The organism is Hydrogenispora ethanolica (assembly GCF_004340685.1).
In the GTDB taxonomy this organism is placed as follows: domain Bacteria; phylum Bacillota; class UBA4882; order UBA8346; family UBA8346; genus Hydrogenispora; species Hydrogenispora ethanolica.
On sequence record NZ_SLUN01000048.1, the window covers coordinates 1 to 18,686 of the forward strand.

The 18,686-nt window shown below is 53.2% G+C and carries 23 protein-coding genes; 14 read left to right on the forward strand and 9 right to left on the reverse strand.

Features of this window, described 5'->3' with window-relative positions:
* Positions 1–245 precede the first annotated feature (245 nt).
* Together EDC14_RS24000 and EDC14_RS24005 are read right to left on the reverse strand one after the other, a co-directional pair.
* Complete coding sequence (locus tag EDC14_RS24000; RefSeq protein WP_132017231.1) at positions 246–617, reverse strand: VOC family protein; 372 nt, start codon at positions 615–617, stop codon at positions 246–248.
* Between the two features lie 83 nt (positions 618–700).
* The gene (locus tag EDC14_RS24005; RefSeq protein ID WP_132017233.1) at positions 701–1,294 is read right to left on the reverse strand and encodes a hypothetical protein; all 594 of its coding nucleotides are present in this window, start codon (positions 1,292–1,294) and stop codon (positions 701–703) included.
* 517 nt (positions 1,295–1,811) lie between these two features.
* On the opposite strand from EDC14_RS24005, the gene EDC14_RS27615 reads away from it, so the two are divergent.
* The 14 genes from EDC14_RS27615 (at position 1,812) to EDC14_RS24070 (ending at position 10,551) form a co-directional block, all read left to right on the forward strand.
* Positions 1,812–1,946, forward strand: a complete 135-nt coding sequence (locus EDC14_RS27615) for a hypothetical protein (RefSeq protein WP_279388794.1) — start codon at positions 1,812–1,814, stop codon at positions 1,944–1,946.
* A gap of 694 nt (positions 1,947–2,640) precedes the next feature.
* The gene (gene gvpJ / locus EDC14_RS24010) at positions 2,641–2,862 is read left to right on the forward strand and encodes a gas vesicle protein GvpJ (RefSeq protein WP_132017235.1); all 222 of its coding nucleotides are present in this window, start codon (positions 2,641–2,643) and stop codon (positions 2,860–2,862) included.
* A 185-nt stretch (positions 2,863–3,047) separates the two neighbouring features.
* Entirely contained in the window at positions 3,048–3,893 is an 846-nt protein-coding gene (locus tag EDC14_RS24015) for an AAA family ATPase (RefSeq protein ID WP_207930782.1), read from the forward strand.
* Between the two features lie 58 nt (positions 3,894–3,951).
* A complete protein-coding gene (locus EDC14_RS24020) occupies positions 3,952–4,689 on the forward strand; it encodes a GvpL/GvpF family gas vesicle protein (protein WP_132017239.1) in 738 nt (245 codons plus the stop codon).
* Positions 4,690–4,693: 4 nt separating this feature from the next.
* Positions 4,694–4,957, forward strand: coding sequence for a gas vesicle protein GvpG (locus tag EDC14_RS24025; protein ID WP_132017241.1), 264 nt, complete (start codon positions 4,694–4,696; stop codon positions 4,955–4,957).
* Complete coding sequence (locus EDC14_RS24030; protein WP_243663101.1) at positions 4,938–5,282, forward strand: gas vesicle protein; 345 nt, start codon at positions 4,938–4,940, stop codon at positions 5,280–5,282. Before EDC14_RS24025 ends, EDC14_RS24030 begins: the two co-directional genes overlap by 20 nt.
* A 21-nt stretch (positions 5,283–5,303) precedes the next feature.
* Positions 5,304–5,612: a gas vesicle protein K gene (locus EDC14_RS24035; protein WP_132017243.1), complete on the forward strand. Its 309-nt coding sequence runs from the start codon at positions 5,304–5,306 to the stop codon at positions 5,610–5,612.
* A gap of 150 nt (positions 5,613–5,762) precedes the next feature.
* On the forward strand, positions 5,763–7,025 hold the full coding sequence (locus EDC14_RS24040; protein ID WP_165908283.1) for a GvpL/GvpF family gas vesicle protein: 1,263 nt from the start codon (positions 5,763–5,765) through the stop codon (positions 7,023–7,025).
* A gap of 19 nt (positions 7,026–7,044) precedes the next feature.
* A complete protein-coding gene (locus EDC14_RS24045) occupies positions 7,045–7,296 on the forward strand; it encodes a gas vesicle protein (protein WP_132017247.1) in 252 nt (83 codons plus the stop codon).
* Positions 7,297–7,300: 4 nt separating this feature from the next.
* The gene (locus EDC14_RS24050; protein ID WP_132017249.1) at positions 7,301–7,615 is read left to right on the forward strand and encodes a hypothetical protein; all 315 of its coding nucleotides are present in this window, start codon (positions 7,301–7,303) and stop codon (positions 7,613–7,615) included.
* Entirely contained in the window at positions 7,608–7,895 is a 288-nt protein-coding gene (gvpO, locus tag EDC14_RS24055) for a gas vesicle protein GvpO (protein ID WP_132017251.1), read from the forward strand. The genes EDC14_RS24050 and gvpO overlap by 8 nt, the downstream gene beginning before the upstream one ends.
* A gap of 201 nt (positions 7,896–8,096) precedes the next feature.
* Positions 8,097–8,936, forward strand: coding sequence for a DegV family protein (locus EDC14_RS24060; protein ID WP_132017253.1), 840 nt, complete (start codon positions 8,097–8,099; stop codon positions 8,934–8,936).
* 322 nt (positions 8,937–9,258) lie between these two features.
* Entirely contained in the window at positions 9,259–10,152 is an 894-nt protein-coding gene (locus EDC14_RS24065) for a chymotrypsin family serine protease (protein ID WP_132017255.1), read from the forward strand.
* 90 nt (positions 10,153–10,242) lie between these two features.
* Positions 10,243–10,551 carry an MGMT family protein gene (locus EDC14_RS24070; protein ID WP_132017257.1) on the forward strand — a complete coding sequence of 103 codons (309 nt, stop codon included), beginning with the start codon at positions 10,243–10,245 and terminating at the stop codon, positions 10,549–10,551.
* A gap of 23 nt (positions 10,552–10,574) precedes the next feature.
* Here the strand turns inward: EDC14_RS24070 and EDC14_RS24075 are convergent, their stop codons facing one another.
* From EDC14_RS24075 to EDC14_RS24105, 7 genes are all read right to left on the reverse strand, one after another.
* Positions 10,575–11,642 (reverse strand): undecaprenyldiphospho-muramoylpentapeptide beta-N-acetylglucosaminyltransferase, encoded by a 1,068-nt coding sequence (locus EDC14_RS24075; RefSeq protein WP_132017296.1) that lies wholly within the window; start codon positions 11,640–11,642, stop codon positions 10,575–10,577.
* Positions 11,643–11,868: 226 nt separating this feature from the next.
* Positions 11,869–12,333 (reverse strand): metallophosphoesterase family protein, encoded by a 465-nt coding sequence (locus EDC14_RS24080; protein WP_132017298.1) that lies wholly within the window; start codon positions 12,331–12,333, stop codon positions 11,869–11,871.
* 432 nt (positions 12,334–12,765) lie between these two features.
* Positions 12,766–13,635 carry an MBL fold metallo-hydrolase gene (locus EDC14_RS24085; RefSeq protein ID WP_243663102.1) on the reverse strand — a complete coding sequence of 290 codons (870 nt, stop codon included), beginning with the start codon at positions 13,633–13,635 and terminating at the stop codon, positions 12,766–12,768.
* Between the two features lie 135 nt (positions 13,636–13,770).
* Positions 13,771–14,709 carry an ABC transporter permease gene (locus tag EDC14_RS24090; protein ID WP_132017259.1) on the reverse strand — a complete coding sequence of 313 codons (939 nt, stop codon included), beginning with the start codon at positions 14,707–14,709 and terminating at the stop codon, positions 13,771–13,773.
* Positions 14,710–14,713: 4 nt separating this feature from the next.
* Positions 14,714–15,808, reverse strand: coding sequence for an ABC transporter permease (locus EDC14_RS24095; RefSeq protein WP_132017261.1), 1,095 nt, complete (start codon positions 15,806–15,808; stop codon positions 14,714–14,716).
* On the reverse strand, positions 15,805–17,364 hold the full coding sequence (locus EDC14_RS24100) for an ABC transporter ATP-binding protein (protein ID WP_424337433.1): 1,560 nt from the start codon (positions 17,362–17,364) through the stop codon (positions 15,805–15,807). The genes EDC14_RS24095 and EDC14_RS24100 overlap by 4 nt, the downstream gene beginning before the upstream one ends.
* Before the next feature lie 183 nt (positions 17,365–17,547).
* Complete coding sequence (locus EDC14_RS24105) at positions 17,548–18,546, reverse strand: BMP family lipoprotein (protein WP_243663103.1); 999 nt, start codon at positions 18,544–18,546, stop codon at positions 17,548–17,550.
* Positions 18,547–18,686 lie beyond the last annotated feature (140 nt).

Here is an 18,686-nt window from a genome sequence, read left to right on the forward strand (position 1 = left end):
ATTATATCATAAAAGCCTTGAAATTACTGCGGTTGAATAGTATTTCCAAGGCTTTTTTTCTGCTCTTTTATTTAATGGACTTTTTCAGTGGCCTCCGATAAGGCCGGGCTTTTACCTTTGGATCGATTCGAATCTCAGTCTCCGCCGGAAATAGCGGGAGCCACCACGCCTTGAGCGTGATGGCTCCGTTCTGCAATCTTTTTTGGCTCAACCCGCAGCGGGTCCGAATACTGACTGAATCTTCGTCATTTTTGTTCCGGGATAATCTCCAGCCAATAACCGTCAGGATCGCTGATGAAATAGATCCCCATGGCCGGATTCTCATAACAGATGCAGTCCATTTTTTGATGGAGTTGATGCGCGGCTTCCAAGTCGTCGGTTTTAAATGCAAGATGCGACTCATTGTCGCCCAGCTGATACGGTTCTTGCCGGTCGCGCAGCCACGTCAGTTCGATCCGGTGCGGCGTCAGCTCATCGCCCAGGAACACCAGGATGAAACTGCCATCAGCCGCCACATGCCGCCTCGTCTCGACCAGGCCCAGGGCTTCCCGATAAAAAGCGAGGCTCTTATCAAGATCCAAAACATTAATGTTGCTGTGATCCAATCGGAAATGCACGATGATCCCTCCCACGCTGTTTCAATCACTCTTATTCTACCATAGATCTCCTTTTTCCAGCGGGAAATCTCCGGTTGGCGGTATTAATAATTATAATAAAACCGTAAGGCCATTCCCCGGTTCGCATATTGAATCGTGGGATTCCGCTTTTCCGCCGGCGAACGGTAGCCCAGGTAGGCTCCCCAATGTTCATTAAACTGACAGGTGATGCTTCCTTTATAGACTTGAAACATTTTAGGGATTTTCTTTCCCAAGATCTTCGGAAACTGATCTTTATCAGGAAAGCTGCGATCTATCGAAAAATCCAGGATGATCTGATCGGTGAACCGCAAAGTTCCTCCCAGGCTTAAAGACGCATCAGCGTAGTACCATGGAGCCCTCGGGGCGACCCCGAAATAGGACTGGGAGTTTTCCCGCCGCAAGTTCATTTCGAATGACTCGCTTTTGAAAAGAGAATAACTGCCGAAAAGCCTCCGGTTATCCATAGGATAGGTTTGATCGCGAATGGGCCATTGGAATAATTCGCTCACTTGAAAACCGGCACTCGCATTCCCCTGCCCTATTGCCTGCTCGATCCCGCCCAATGGGTCCGGGACGGAAAAAACAGGCGCGCAGACACAGGCTGTCAAAGCCGCCATGGTGATTGCCGGCAGCAGAATATTGACGAACCGTTTCAAAATTCCTCCTTACTTCCCAGCCATTACTATTATGTTGTCCGCAAAGGATAATTATTCCTATTCCTCTCTTGTTCCAGCATGGGATGAGATAATCCGATGGACGAACGTTACAATATCGGTAAATTGCATCCTATCCTCAGAGTTAAAAAATATTTATACGAAATATGGCTTGGAAAAGGAATGGGACGACCCATGACCACCATATCTTATAATACATAAGCGCTTAACCCAAAGTCATTGCCGTTCGCTGATTCGTAGATACGGTTATTTTATAGACAAAAGATGATTTTAAAAATGTTTCAATTCTCTCAGATTGACAAACGAGCGAGGTTTCGACTATTCGTTCCCCGAGTAAGGCTGGGAAAAGGCCAATAACCGCGTATTTTTTCATCGATGGCTGAAATACACTCAACATATATTTCCACCTACTAAACCTGAAATAAATCGATGACCGGTATCAGCAATGAGATCAATTCAGAGAATTGCTCTCAATTATGAAAGAAAGGAGGTTGTTTTGATGTCCGATATTGAAAAAATTGAAGAAGTATCCTGCGATCATGTCGAAATTGAAGATGTTCCCGCCGTCGATGAAGCCATTCATGTAGAAGTCGTCCAAGAACAAAGTGACATTGAACCCGGTGAAGAGTCCTAAATTTATCCTTTTTCATTTCTATTTTCCCAGCCTCCCCGCTCCAATATTCCGGAGTGGGGATTTTAATTTATAGGGCTCATTGACACAGTTTCTGCTCCCAGTCCCTTTTCGATTGATTCTCCGGTATACTGCTCACTTTAACCTAATCTCGAATATCCTTTGGCGTTAATTATGCAATTCTCGGAATTACCAAACCACCCGATCCGGTCATAAGATAATGTGGGTTACGAAAACGACACGAACGAATGGCTATCAATCCTACCTTTTGCCCATCCACGAAACTCAATCATTATCGGTTTCACTCAATTTATCCATCTTCGAACTGAAACTCCTTTTTTTCCATCCACCTAAAAATGCCCTCGAATATTTTCCCACTAAAAATTCATGCCTTTTCGTACCTCATCTGCTACTATATCATGCAAATCGGCATTGGATGACTTATTCATAAAATGCTCTTTGCTGAAACTGAGTTAGAATTTTGGATCAAAAAACACAAATACTAAAAACCTTATGTGATATAGAGAATATTTCTAAAATCCTATTTAAAAACTATTCTCCCTCTCGATAAGGTTTTTAGCGTACTTTGACATTTTTGTCCCTGGTTTGATTCGAAAATTTATTGAAAAGTATAGTTTCAAATCAAAACAGGCACGCATAGTATATAACGATTCTAGGAGAAAGGGGGGATTACCAGATGGCAGTAAAAACAAGCGTCGGCGCTTCTAGCTTGGTTGAAGTGCTTGATCGGATTTTAGATAAAGGTATCGTAATCGACCTGTATGCGATCGTATCGTTGGTAGGTATTGAGTTGTTGGCAATTGAAGCCAGGGTGGTCATTGCTTCTGTCGAAACCTGGTTGTGTTACGCGAGGGCGGTCGGCCTTCTCGCCCACCATCGTGAAAATGAAGTTGCTTAGCCCTTCTTTATCCTAAGGGGGATGGTAAACCCATCCCCCCATCTTCTATTTTGACCAATTCATCCCGCAACCGGATGAAGAGCGCTTTAAGCACAGTATTTTCTAGAAGAATATGTCGCAAATGCCCTGATTCCCGAAGCTCAGCGCGGCATATATCACAACGAAAGAGTTGGTGAAACATGGCCATGGACCAGATCGAAAAAAACACGATCACGACGCCTGCGATTCAAGACATCCTCGAACGCTGCAAAGCATATCTAAAGGTAGGCTTCCCCGTTCATTTGACCGGACCCGCCGGAACCGGCAAAACGACCTTGGCGATTAAATTGGCCAAAATTTGGGGCCAGCCCTATTATCTAATCCAAGGGGATGATTCCTTCAACCGTCAGGACTTAATCGGCGGTCTTTTTGGATATTCTCAAAAAGTAATCGAGGACAATTTCATTGCCTCCGTGAGCAAATTTGAACGCCGCCTGACCCCCATCTGGGTCGATAATCCGGTAGCCATCGCCTGCCGCGAAGGCGGTACCCTAATCTATGACGAATTTACCCGGGCCCGCCCCGAAACCAATAACCTCTTGCTAGGCATCCTCTCCGAGCACCTATTTTTGACATCGGACCGGAGCGGACGTATGACCTTAGAGTCGGTTCACCCCAACTTTTCGCTGATTCTCACCAGTAATCCCCAGGAATATGTCGGAGTAAACAAAACCCAGGACGCCTTATCCGACCGCATCATCACCATTCAACTCTCACAATTCGATGAAGAGACCGAAGCGGCAATCGCTGCGAAGCAAGCGGGGATCCATGCCGACCAGGCACTGAAGATCGTCCGTTTCGTGAGAAGAATCAAGCAACAAATTCAACTCAAGCATTCTTCGGTACGGAGTTCCATTATGATCGGGAAAATCTATGCCAATGTTTCGTTGCACGAAAACAACCCGCTCTTTTTCTATAAATGTTGTCGCGATATTTTTGGCGAGGATTTAGTCACATTGGAGCAAATCCGGGAGAGCTGGCTCCAGGCTTGATGGGAGCGAGCGATAGACCGTTCGGAAACCGGTGAAGTGGAAAGAAAGAAGGGAAACGATGGGCAAAAAACAAGGCGCATATCTTTATGGAATCACTGCCATGCAAGTCGGCGAGGTTGACTGCCCCGGTATTGGCACCCCTCCTCAAAAGGTCCATTTAGTACCCGCAGGGGGTGTAGGCCTTATCATCACCCACTTATCCCCTGATTTTGAGGATGTCAGCATCGAAGACGCCGTGCAACACGTACGAGTGCTGGAAAACGTGATGGCAAAGTCACCGGTGTTGCCGATCCGTTTTGGAACTGTGGCGGAGTCATTGGCCGATTTAAAGAGAATGGTCGCCAGCCATGAATTTGTGATTCGGAAAGAATTGAACCGCTTAAAAGGAAAATACGAAGTCGGGGTCAAGGCATATTGGCGCAAAGAGGTTATTCTCGAAGAATTGCAACAATCCAAAGATTATTCCACCCTGGTTGAACAGGCGCAACAGGATTCCAGAACCGCCATTGAGCTCGGTCAAAGAATCGAATCCATTGCCAATGAGTGGCGTTCTAAATTTGAAGAACAATTTCATCCCGAATTGGCCCGTTTGACAACGGACAGTATCGTCGGTGAAGCCATGGGGGTTGAAATGGTCTATAACGGGTCGTTTTTGGTAACGCCCGAACAGGATCAGCGCTTGAAAGAGAAAGTTGTCGATATCGCCGAAAAAAAACTCGCCAGCAAAATCGAGTTCCACTATACTACCAATCTCCCTCCCTACAATTTTGTGAAGCTAAAACTGCACTGGGGATGAGGTCATGAACTTATTGGATATCCTTTTCTTCCCTTTCACTGCTCCGGTCAATGGCACCATCTGGGCAATCCAACAGATCGAGAAAAGAGCCTATGCCGAAATGTATGATCCCGACATGTTGCGCGCGGAATTATTGCAACTGCGCATCAGCTATGAACGGAACATGATTTCGCAGGAAGAATACGATCAGAAGTCCCAAGAGATATGGGACCGACTCAATTTACTGACAGACGAAGAAGGTGATAACAATGCCGATGCAGCCGACTAAGACCGGAAGCATTACCCTGGCGGACCTGGTGGACCGCATTCTCGACAAAGGCCTGGTAATCAACGCCGATATTACCGTTTCCATTGCCGGAGTTGAATTGTTGGGCGTGAAAATCCGCGCGGCAGTCGCTTCATTCGAGACCGCCGCCCGTTATGGTCTGGAATTTCCCTCAGGAACCAACTTTAACACCAACTCGTGGAAGCAAATTGACAATGAGATCGAATCCTGCCCCAGCTGCAACAAGCGTTTACTCCGGGATGATCTATTGAACTCCGGTTGTCCCTGGTGCGGTTGGCAAAAGCAATTGACGACCATCGATGAATAGCGGTTTGGAAGGAGGGTCCCGATGCCGGTAGAGGTAGATGCCGATAACTTGAAACAAGGCCTGCTCGGACTGGTAATCGCTTTGGTCGAGATCATTTCCGAGGTGCTAAAGGCGCAAGCCATCAAGCGGATTACCGGCGGTCGTCTATCCGATGAGAGTATCGAACGGTTGGGCCAAGGAATTATGGATATCGAGGAGACGATCGAACGGATTAAACAGGAACAGGGCCTGGAGCAGTCGGTCTCCGACATCCGTAACCAGCTGGATGACGTAATCGACCAAATACTCGATACCATCGTTATCCCCATCGATACCAACAATCCGATATAAGGAGGAAGCTTGGTGGAGGTTAAAGCTTTAACCTATTTGATCCTGTTAATGAGTAGCCTGGGAATGGAGATCAACCTCCAAAATGTCGAACGGTTCCGCCAAAAGATCGCGGTTGCCCCGGACACCGGCGATTCGGAGATCCTAGAATCATTGATTCTCTTATGGAACAGCGCCTCGAAACAAGCTGGCAAGGCCGTTGCCAATGTTGTACCGCGGGATGCAGAAATAATCTTTGCAGCCGGTTCAGTCCCTCAAAACGTACCGGGTTCTTGTTCTGAATGTGCCGGCAATTGCGAAACGATCGTTCTTCCTGAGAAAGCGGCGCCACAGCTTCAGCCATCAGTCCATCCCGGACAGGATAACTTGATTCCGGATAGCCCGGCAACTCAACCCAGTTTAACGAATAAACCCGAACCAACCGGCCAAGCAAAAACCATGGCACCCATTGCGCAAGCCGTTCCTTTCCGGAATGAAGCCGCTGTTCCGGTTGGCACGCCACCGCAAAATTTTGAAATCCAGCCGGACACTTCGGGCCCCAGCGAAACGGAACAAAACAGCTCCGCTCTTCTTGAATCCGGAGCCGTTACCGGGCTATCCGCCATTGCCCAACCAGATTCCCCCGCGCCACCGGCCTTGGCCGGCCGTTATATTTATGGAATCGGCTGGGGCGATCGGACCCGGATGCAGATAAAAGGATTGGGAGACGCTCCGGTTTATGGCATCGGCTACCGGGATATTGTAGCGATTGTCCACCGTTGCGAGCCGCAACCTTATCAATCGGAAAACCGCGAAACCGCTCTGGAATGGATCCAACGCCATCAAGAAGTTCTGGATCAGGCCAGCAGCCTGTATCAATCGGTCCTCCCGGTCGGCTTTGATGTGATTATTGACGGAACTGAATCCGGCGATCCCGATCAGGTGGTCCGCGATTGGCTCATCGAGCGCTACGAACCGATCGTCGCCCAATTGCAGCGTCTGTCCGGGAAAACCGAATATGGGATCAAGCTCTTTTCATCGCCCGAGAAACTCATTGCATTAGCCCATGAAAAGGAGCCCAAAATCAACGAACTGGAACAAAAGATAACCGCCATGAGCAAGGGAACCGCCTATTTGATTCGCAATCAATTGAGCCACTTAATCCGAGATACGGTGGACGAAATTCGCGGTGAAATCGGCAATCAGCTCAAAGAGTTATTGACTCCGATCGTGGTGGAATTCAAAGAAGAAAACGTCATCACCAAACCGAGCGACAATCAACTCACAGACTTAATCGCCAGTTTAACCGTATTGACCGTGACAACGAACGTGGAAAAAATCGGCACGGTTTTGGAAGATTTTCAAAACCGTTATGATGTAACGGTCGAATTCACGGGACCATGGCCACCGTATAGTTTTGTCGAAAATTTTGATTAACCGATGGTGAGGGAGACGGATGAGACCGGTTCGTAAATACTCTGCCCTAGTTGAATTACTCGATCGGGCTCTCGACAAAGGCGTCATCGTCGCCGCCGATGTGATCATCAGCGTTGCCGGCGTTCCCCTAATCGGATTGAACTTGCGGCTAGGATTGGCCAGTATTGAGACCATGCTAAAATACGGAATGATGAATGATTGGGATGCTGCGAACCAATCCATCGAAAAAATCGACCATTCGGAGAGAATAGTCAGTGAAAAAGGAGGGTAATTCGGTGAAAAATCAGTTGAGCCGGTTGGTACACCATTCCGCGCATCGAAATAAGCCTCTGACCCATCTCGGTCAGATCCACCGGGATAACGGCTCGACGCCGGGAAGTGCAGCCGCGCGAATCGAAGCGATTCAAAAAAAGAATCAAGCGATCATTCAAAGTAAGGTTGAAGAGCTCCACCGCAACGTTGAGACGATCATGGCGCGGATCGAAGCAATGAAGGCCAGGATCAAAGCCACCCGCGAGCATGCCATGACCGTTCGGAAAATTGTCAACTTTTCCAAACCCATATCGAAAGAAGGGAAACCGAATGAATAGTTACACCGACCAAATCGCCCCGAAATCACGAACCTCATTGGAGGCGATCATCGCCAAAGGAACTGAAAACATTATCCAACTCACCGGGCTCAAGTTATTAGGAGTCGTCGGAGCGATTCCCGAGGAGAGCAACTATCTTCTCAAAATCGAGTTAATCGAGAGGGAAGGGATCCCCAATACCATGGATTCGGTCGGGTTATATGAAGTCAACGTCGATCCGGGGGGGAATTTGATCAGCTATTCCCGGGTGGATATGCGAAAACGCGGCGAACATTACTAGCGATGGGCGATGAAGACTGGATGGAATCCAGTCTTTTACTTGTCATTCCCAAGGGCCTCCCTGACTGGCGGAATCCTTGATTTCTGAAGAATGCCCGGATGGATTTTTAAGCAACGGCAGGATTTATGACCGGGCGGCAGGAATATTTTTATTCGGAAATGTCCTCTCGTAAGGGATATTAGAAAAACGGAGGTCCCTCTGATGATCCAAATTGTCACCGATACCACTTCTTCCCTCACTTTTGAAGAGTACCGGCGGTTCCGGATTACTGCGATCCCGCTTTACATTCGCCGGGACGAGGATAGTAAACGGGAATTGTTCGAGATCTCCTATGACGAATTTTATAAAGCGCAACGGGCGGGCGCTCATTTTTCGACTTCCCAGCCTGATCCGCACGCCTTCTTGGAGGTCTTTCGGCCGATGATCGAGGCTGGGGACGAGATCATCTGTGTGCTGCTTTCGTCGGGTATTTCGGGCACCATCAACTCCGCCAATCTGGCCAAGCAGATGCTGGAGACCGATAAAATCTCGATCATTGATTCCCGGGAAAGCGGCTACGGCCAGGCGAGTCAGGCCATCAAGGCCCGGCAGATGGCCGATGCCGGCGCCAGCCGGACGGAGATCGTTCAAGCCTTGGCAGAGATGCGGCGCCGCTCCAAGATCTATTTCGTAGTGGAATCCCTGCGCTACTTATACGAAGGCGGGCGTTTAAACGGAGCCCAGGCCCTGATCGGCTCGCTCATTCAGATCAAACCGATTATTTGGTTCGACTCCAGCGGACTCATGGTCCCGCTCGAAAAAGTCCGGACCCTGAAAGCCGCCAAAAATCGCACCCTGGATCGGGTCAAGGAAGAAGTCGATAAAAACGGCATCGTCCAAGCGGGTTTGCATTACGGGGACAACCTCGAAGAGGCGACCGAATACGCCCGGGAACTTGAGCGCATTACCGGAATTCCCGTGCCGCTGGTCAAACTCTCCCCGGTCCTCGGGACCCATACCGGCCCGGATATCTTAGGACCGTGCATTATCACGGAGCGATAACCGGCTCCGTTTAAAAGCGTTGTGATAAACCCTGCCCGAAGGTCAGGGTGAACACAAAAGCTCAGAAAAGCAAGTGATAAAGTCGTTTTAATTCTTTTCGCAAGCTGACTTCCGTTTCGAAAGACTTTATCACATGGCTTTTGAAACACCCTCCCATCCCGTTCAACAATTCATCCGGGAGTTTGGCACAACCGCACTGCTTCTCCGATATGCTATAAGCAGGCAACGACATCATTCCGGGAGCGCTCCGGCGCAACATGATTCCCCTTCGCCAGGCAGCCTCCCGCCCGTTGTTGCAATCTATCGCAATGGAGTGAAACAGGTGCGGCTGTTTTTCGAATGGGAGCAGGCTTTGCTTTTAAGCATCCTGGAAGAGCATCAGCGGACGCTGACCGCGTTTTTTGAAAATCTCACCTATCTCGACATCGGTTACAGGTTTCAGTCCGGCAAGCCCCTTCCCGAACTGGCCATCCGGATTCATGTCCGGCGCAAATTAGCGATCGCCGAATTACTGCCATTCCAAATCCTCCCCCGGAAGATCGCTGGTTTCAGCGTGGATGTCCTGCAGAGCAACCCGGTGCTCCAGCGGGCCGCGGCCGAGCGCGACCGACGTTTTGATCCGATACCGGGCGGCGTGGCGGTCGCCAATCCTCGGCTGAAGGGCTTGGGAACCCTCGGTACCGTGGTCTTCGACCGGTCGACGCCCACGCCCATGGGGATCTCCGCCCATCACGTGCTGGTCGGCGAAACAGGCCAAACCGGCGACGAAATCGTACAGCCGGCCGAGTCCGATTCCTCGGCCACCGTCGGCAACCTGCTGCGCTGGAATAAGGAGCTGGACTGCGCCATCTTCCGGTTCAACCACTCCCGCTCCGTCAGCCGGGCGATCCTGGGAATCCCCCAATTCCCCCGCTATTGTAAAGAACCCCTGGTGGGCATGGCGGTCGCCAAATCGGGCCGGACCACCGGCGTAACCTATGGGATTATCGACGGCGTCAATGCGGACGGATTCACGATTATTCCCGATCCCAGTCATCCCGCCCCCGATGGGGAGATCAGCCTGCCGGGCGATTCCGGCGCGATCTGGCTGGAGCCGTCTTCCGGAGCTGCCGTAGGTTTGCATGTGGCCGGCGAATCCGATCCCGATCCTACTGCGGAGCGGGCCTGGGCGAAACGCATCAATAAAGTGCTGAATGCCCTGGATGTTTCGTTGTAAAACGGGAGGCCTGGCCAATTCTCGCCAAGTTGACGGCAGGATTTTGGACCGTCCGCCAGAATATGTAATGGAGCGCCACGGGAAGGACGGATGAAATTTTTGCAGGGTTTTTTTCAAGAAGTCTATGAAGTGGTCCAACGGGTTCCCGCCGGCAAGGCGGTCACCTATGGCCAGATCGCGGCATGGATAGGCCGGCCTCACTCCGCCCGGGTGGTCGGCTGGGCGATGCGGGTCGGGCCGGAAGGATTGCCTTGGCACCGGGTGGTCAACCGCCACGGCGGGCTGGCCCCCGGCTGCGAACTCGAACAAAGGCTGCGGCTCGCCGCGGAGGGAGTAACTTTCACCTCCGACGGCCGGGTCGATCTGAAGCGGCATGGCTGGTCAGTCCAGGGCGATTAAGGCGGGGTGTCCGGCGCGGCTCCTTAGCGCCGGCTATTTTGTTGAATGAGCGTCACGATGGCGTCGATCCCCCCGGCTAGCTTGGACTGGGCCATCCGGGCCCGGTACGCTTCCCGCTCCCGGTAGAGCTGTCTGAGAGCTGTCAGGAAACTGGCGGCCGTCAGCTCTTCTTCCATCAAAACTTTGCTGAAACCCTGTTTCTCAAAGGAACGGGCGTTCAGGATCTGATCGCCCCGGCTGGACTGTTTGGAGAGGGGAATCAATAAATTCGGTTTTTTCAGGGCCAACAGCTCAAAGATGGTCGTGGCCCCGGCCCGCGAGACCACCAGATCGGCCATGGCGAATAAGTGAGGTAGCTCTTCATTGACATATTCGAATTGTTGATAGCCGGAACGAGCGTTCAAAGCGGGATCGATGTTGCCAGGCCCGCAGATATGACAGACTTGGAACTCCTGTAACAACTCCGGCAGCGTGCCCCGGATGGTGGTATTTAAAACCCCCGACCCTTGACTGCCGCCGATGATCGCCAGTACCGGACGGTCGCTTCCGAAGCCGCACAGGCTCCGGCCGACGGCCGCGTTGCCTCGAAAGAGCGTCGCACGGACCGGAATCCCGGTCAGGGTTTTGGCGTCGCTCCGGATATAGCGGGCCGTCTCCGGGAAAGTATAACAGACCGTCCTGGCAAAAGGCAATGATAACCGATTGGCCAATCCTGGGGTGAGATCCGACTCATGGATGATCACCGGCACCCGGTGCAGCCAAGCGGCCCAAACCACCGGACACGAAACAAAGCCGCCCTTGCTGAAGACCACCGCCGGCTTCAGCTTGCCCAGGAGCGCCACGGCCTCCAGAAACCCCCGGGCGATCCGGCCCGTGTCGGTCAGATTCTTCAGATCCAAATAACGCCGTAATTTGCCGGCGTGAATCGGGTAATACGGGAGTCCCTCCCGCTCGATCAGTTGCCGTTCCATTCCGTCGGCAGTTCCGATATAAACGATCTCGTAACCGAGCTCCCGCAGCTTTGGCACGAGCGCAATATTGGGCGTGACATGTCCGGCGGTCCCCCCGCCGGTCAAAACGATCTTCATGATTGCCTCCTCTACGATCCGCAGACCATTTTCCGGTTCGGCCCATCTTCCCTCTTCCCCTGAACCGGTCTGTCTTCGTTGAACTCCATCCCGCGGCGGAATTCCGTTCCTCTCCGTCCGGCGGTTGCTCCTGATCCGACCTCTATACTTTGCGCCGGGTGGGGCCGCTTTATCAAACCCGTGCGGCATACGCAGCCACAGTCGCAACTGCGCTGTGCTTCCGCTATGCTCAAACTTGTTCCGGCAGCCTGATCCATTCGACCCGGAGCGTTCCGTCGTCGATCCGCAGCAGCGCCAGACTCACCGGCAATTTAAAACGGCGCGGTCCGGCGCTGCCGGGATTGATGTAAAGGACCCCGTCCCGCTCGGCGCTGGCCGCTTGGTGCGAATGGCCGCTGACCACCGCCCGGAACCCGGCGGCCCCGGCATCCAGATCCAACCGGTGTAGATCGTGGAGTAGATAGATCAATACTCCTCCGACCGCGACCACTTCCGTCTCGGGATAGGCCCCGGCCCACTCTCCCCTGTCGCAGTTGCCGCGCACCGCAACCACGGGCGCAATCCGTTCCAACCCGGCGATGACTTCCGGCCCGCCGATATCCCCGGCATGCAGGATCCGCTCGACGCCCGCCAAAGCCGCCAAGGCTTCTTTGCGCAATAATCCGTGCGTATCCGCGATCAAGCCGACCGTAATTCCGTCCAGTGGCGCTTCCTTCTTCCCCAAGCGGTGATTTCCCCGAACCGAACCCTATTGAATATTCTGCACAAACCGGCAAAAGCCTCTTCCGGATCCCCGTGCTTCCATACCATTCTATTCACCCCGCCCCATGGGAATGGTATCCGCTCCGTCCATCCGTTATTCTACCTCTTCCACAGTTTACAAAGACCATTTCAGCTCCTGAAGATCTGCCTTGAGCCGCCCCAGATGTTCTCTCAGTTCCTGAGGATCCATGCGTAGTTACTGTGCAGGTTCGCTCAGTTGCTGAGGATCTCTGCCCGGTTGCCGCGCATGTTCGCTCGGTTACCGGGGATCCTTGCACAGTTACTGTGCATGCTGGTCCGGTTCCTGAGGATCCTCGCACGGTTGCAGTGCATACTGGCCCGGTTACTGGGGAAGTTCACTCGGTTACCGCGCGGGTTCATCCGCTTGGCCGGCCGGGGACGAAACTCTCCCCGCTTCATGTCCGGTCAACTCTTGGCGGATCAGCGCCCGGTTCTTCCGGTGGCATTCCAATAGCAACTTGGGAAAAGAATAACCGGCGATCTGCCGTTCCAGCTCCGGCGCAGGGTCATTCCGAAGCACCGCTTCCCTCAGCCTGCGAAGATATTGCCGCGACGAATCCAGCCGCCGCGCCATCTCGGCCGGATCTGCGGTCACCGCGCCATGGCCGGGGATCAGCAGTTGGATCCGGTCTTCTCCGATGAACCGCCCGGCTTTTTGTAGGGTCCGTTCATAGGCGAGGCTGCTGTGATCGACAAACGGAATCTCCAGATCCGAGAGATAATCGCCGGCGATGAACAAGCCGCCGGGTTCCACCCGGATGAAGAGGCCATCGGCGGTATGTCCCGGCGCCGGGTCAAAGCGGAGCGTCGTTCCGCCCACCCGCAGCGTTTCCCCGTCATCCCCGACGGGATGATCGATCCGGGGGTACTCCAGCGGATAATCCCGGACGATATAATACCCTTCGTCGAAATCGCGTATCTGGGCAATGATCCGCTCCGGGTCCGGATGTTCCGCCAACGCCCGGCTGGCAATGGCGCGGGCACCCGGAAAGGCCCGGTAGCCCAGGATATGATCGTAATCCGAATGGGTAAAGGCGAGAAAAACCGGTTTGCCCCGCCGGGAGCCTACGCAATGCCGGATTTCATCAATCTCTCCCGGCAACCAACCCGGGTCGACCAGCAACACCAGATCGTCGGTATGGACCACCGTGGCGTTAGTCTGATAGAGCGCGCTCTGAAAGACGGTGCAGATGCGGTTTTGAAAGTGAATCACGGCTGACAGCCACCTCCTCGTTCCCCCGACGGAAAATATTCGCTAAAATCCCGAAAGACCCTTTCCTTTTTTCAGTTGTCCGGCCATCAAAAAACAGGCCCTTTTGGAAGGCCTGTTTCATGATCATTCTCCGGATTACTTTCTTCCTTCGTAGGGGATCCCGTCCGCGGCAGGCGGCACCGACTTGCCGACGACTCCGAGAATCAGGATAATCGTACAAGCATAAGGCAGCATGTGCAGGAACTGAGTGGGCACATTCATCCCCAGCAACTGGAACTGGCCTTCCAAAGCTTCGGCGAATCCGAACAGTAAACAAGCGAAAAAAGCGCCGACCGGATTGTATTTCCCGGAGATCATGGCCGCTAAGGCGATGAAGCCCCGGCCGGCCGTCATATTCTCTTTGAAGAGATCCATCGAGCCCAAAGAGAGAAAGACTCCTCCCAAACCGCCCAGCAGACCGCTGGCGATCACCCCCAGGTAGCGGATCTTGCGGATGCTGATCCCCACCGTGGCGGCGGCTTCCGGATTCTCCCCGACCGAGCGGATCCGCAGGCCGGTCGTGGTTCCGAATAAGAAAAAGCTCGAAAGCGCGACCATTGCCAATGCCAGATAGACCAGGGGGTTGAGGTTGCCAATCGCATCTCCGAGGAACGGGATGTCCTTTAAGAGCGGGACTTGCCAATCAGCCACTTTCGCCACGGAAGGCGACTGCCCGACGCTGTGAAAAAACTTCACCAGCAACATATTGGTTCCCGCCACGGCCATCAGGTTGAGGGCCACGCCGCTCACGGTCTGGTTGGCCCGCAGCTCGATGGAGAGGAAGGCATGGACCGCCGCGACCAAGCCGCCGACCAGCGTTCCCAATAATACTCCCAGCCAGGGATTGTTGGTCAGATACGAACCGTACATTCCAAAGAAGGCCGAAAATAACATGATGCCTTCCAAGCCGATATTGAACACCCCTGAACGTTCGGAGAAGACGCCGCCCAAAGCAGCGAAGATGAGAGGCGTGGCGGCCCGAAGCGTCGATGCGATCACGAAAGCGCCGATTCCCATGATAAATCCCCAATCCATTGCCTCAAACCTCCTTGCTTACGGGTGTGGCGGCGGGAAGCGACTCCGACCGCACCGCCCGTTGGGCGCGTATTTTTTTGATCAAATAATCGGCCCCTACGAAAAAAATGATGACCGCCTGCATGATGCCGATTAAATGTTTGGAGATCCCCGCCACGCTCTGCATCTCCAGCGCTCCGCTGTTCATCGCGCCAAAAAGCAACGCTCCGAAGAGAATGCCCGCGGGATGGTTGTTCCCCAGCAGGGCGACGGCGATGCCGTCCAGCCCGTAACCGGGAAAACCGAACAGATCATTGAAACGGTATTGGATGCCCTGGATCTGGAGCGCGCCCGCCAAACCGGCCAGCGCGCCGCTGACCGCCATCGCCAGCACCATATTATGGGTGACGTTGATCCCCGCGTAACGCGCCGCCTCACTGTTGAGGCCCACCGCGCGGATCTCAAACCCCCACTTGGTCTTCCACAGGAATAAATAAACCAGTACCAAACAAGCCAAGGCAATCAAGATTCCCAGATGCGCCCGGGAAGGTGGCAGGAAACGCGCCAGCTTGGCTGAGTCGCTAATCATCCGGGTTACCGGCCGGCTGCCCGGCGGCTCGATCAAAACGTAATTCACCAGATAGCCGGTGAAATGCAACGCCATATAGTTCATCATGATGCTGCTGATCACTTCGTGCGCGCCGAAACGGGCCTTAAGAAAGCCGGGGATGGCCCCCCAAATCGAGCCGGCCAGAATGCCGGCGAGCATGGTCAGGGGGATATGAATCCAAGCCGGCAGCCCGGTAAAGGAGGAACCGATCCAGGCGGCGGCGATCATTCCCAAAATAAACTGCCCTTCCACGCCGATATTGAATAATCCGCAGCGGAACGCCAGGCCGATGCCCAAACCGGTTAAGATTAGCGGCGATACATAGACCAAGGTCTCTCCGAACTTGGTCGGAGTCCCGAAAGCGCCAAAAAACAGATGGTGATAGGCTTTGAAAGGATCGCCGCCGAACCAGCCGATGATGAAGAAACCGGCAATCAAGGCGCAAAACAAGGCGATCGCGGGAAAAAGTAATTTGGAGCCATATTCTTTGAGCTTCGTACCAATATTCATCGATTCACCGCCTCTGCGTTGGAATTCAAGCGGAGGCCGCCGGTCATCATCAGGCCGAGTTTCTCCTCGGTGGCCTCTTCGCGCCGTATTACGCCGACGATCTCGCCTTCGTAGATTACGGCGATGCGATCGGCCAAGGCCATGATCTCGTCCAATTCCAGCGAGAACAGCAGCAGGGCCTTGCCATTGTCCCGCTCCCGGACCAATTGTTCATGGACCGACTGAATGGCTCCCACGTCAAGGCCGCGCGTCGGTTGGGCCACGACCAACAGTTTGGGATTGCGCCGGATTTCCCGGGCAACCACCACTTTCTGCTGATTGCCGCCGGAAAGAGAGGCGGCGGCCACTTTGCCCCCGGGCGTCCTGATGTCGAACCGGGCGATTAATTCGGCGGCATTGGCTTGAGCCCGTTCCTCATCCAGAAAACCGTAACGGCAGAATTCCAGAGTCCGATACACTTCCAAAATTAAATTGTCTTGAATCGAAAAGTCCAGTACCAAGCCGCGTTTTTGCCGATCCTCCGGGATGTGGCCGACGCCGAGCTCAATAATCTGCCGCGGCGTGCGGTTGGCAATATCCTGGTCTTCCAGGAAGATCCGTCCGCCGCTGGCCGGACGCAACCCGGTCAGCGCCTCGATCAGCTCAGTTTGGCCATTCCCGTCCACCCCGGCCACGGCCAGGATCTCTCCGGCCCGGACCTCCAGGTTGACACGCTTCAATGCCGGAAGCTTGCGATTGTCCAGCGCCTCCAGATTTTCGACCCGCAAGACACTCTTGCCCGGCCGGGCCGGTTTTTTCTCCACTTCCAGCAGGACCTTCCGTCCGACCATCATTTCCGCCAGCGACTCCATATCGGTCTGGCTGCTGTTGACGGTGTTAATCACTTCGCCCTGGCGGATCACGGTGATCCGATCGGCGAATTTCATGACTTCCTTCAATTTATGGGTGATGAAGATCACCGATTTTCCAACGCTCACCAAATTGCGGAGAATTTTTCCTAAATCCTCCGCCTCCTGGGGCGTCAGCACCGAAGTCGGCTCATCCAACACCAGGATCTCCGCTTCCCGGTAGAGCGCCTTGATAATCTCCACTCGCTGCTGCAGACCCACGCTGATATCCTGGATCCTGGCATCCAGATCAATTTTTAATCCCAGTTCCTTGGTGAGCATGGTGATCTTTTGAACGGCCCGCGCCCGATCCAGCCGTCCGAGAGCTGTTTTGGGTTCATCCCCTAAAATGACGTTCTCCAAGACCGTAAACGGGGGAATCAACATGAAATGCTGATGAACCATGCCGATGCCCTGTCTGATGGCCTGGAGCGGCGAGTTGATCTCCACCTTCCGTCCATGCAGCAGGATCTCCCCGGAATCGGGTTTGTACAATCCGTACAGAATCTTCATCAAGGTGGTTTTCCCGGCACCGTTCTCTCCCAGTAGCGCATGGACTTCGCCGCGGCGCAATCCGAAGTTCATGTTGCGATTGGCCCGTACCCCGGGGAAGCTTTTACAGATATTGCGCATGGCAAGAACTTCGTTTGAATTCGGGTCCGAATCCATCATTTCACCTCCTACACATTACCGGTATACGGGAGCATCCTTGGAACTTTTCCGTATAACCATCCACGTTGTCGCTTCGCCGAATAGAATGAGTTCCCTTTTCGAATGACGCCGACTTTAAAAAAGTGCCGGTATTATAAGCCGGCACTATCAGGAATAAATTGGAAATAACCCAATATGGAGTTATTTTACGTCCTTAGGATCGGTAGGAACCTTGATCTTGCCCGCGATGATCTGCTTTTTGAACCGCTCCACCTGGGCCAAAGCCTTCTTTGAAGCGGTCTTTTTGGCGCTTTCGCTCACTCCGACGCCATCTTCCTTCAGACCCAACTCCACTGTACCGCCGCTGAACTTGCCATTCAATGCATCCACGGAGGTCTTTAAGACGCCGACATCCACCCGCTTAATCATGCTCGCGATGACCCGGCTTTTTCCGCCCACAAGACCCTCGGCATACTGGTCTTTGTCAACGCCGATCGCCCAATAACCCTCGCCCTTTTCCTTGGCGGCGGCAATGACACCGAGACCGGTAGCGCCAGCAGCATGATAAATGATGTCCGCGCCGATGGCGAATTGCGAAGCCGCCAATTCCTTACCTTTGGTAGGATTGTCGAAAGCTCCGGCGTACTGCGAGAAAACCTGCGTCTTGGGGTTGGCTGCTTTGACGCCGGCCCGGTAGCCCGCTTCAAAGCGTTTAATCAACGGAAACTCCATGCCTCCGACGAACCCGACTTTATGCTTCTTGGAATCCATGGCGGCAATCACGCCTACCAGGAACGAACCCTCGTGTTCCTTAAAAAGCACCGAGCGAACATTGGGGCTCTTGATTTCGGCGTCAATAATTCCGAAATGCTGATCGGGGTAAGCCTTGGCCACTTCGGTCAGGGCATCCTGCATCAAAAAGCCGATCGCCCAGATAACATCGAATTTCTGATCGGCCAGACTCTTTAAGTTCGGCACATAGTCTTCCATCTTGGAGGACTCGACCACTTTAATCTCGGCCCCGTATTGTTTCTGCAGCATCTTCAACCCGTCGTAAGCGGCGTCATTGAAGGATTTGTCACCCAGACCGCCGACGTCGGTGACCATGGCGACCCGAAACTTGCCAGCCGCCATCCCGGTGACGGAGAGCGACAAGATCAGGGTCAGCGCCAAACAGACCAGTAGAATTCGTTTTTTCATCATGAACCTCCTCTTTGAAATTTAACATTTATAGCTTCGCTTTAGGCTTCAATTCTCCTCTTCCAAATTATTAATTTTTTGTAAGCGAGTCCTCATTAACGGTATACGACCCAAACAATCGCTTTATACCAAATAATTCG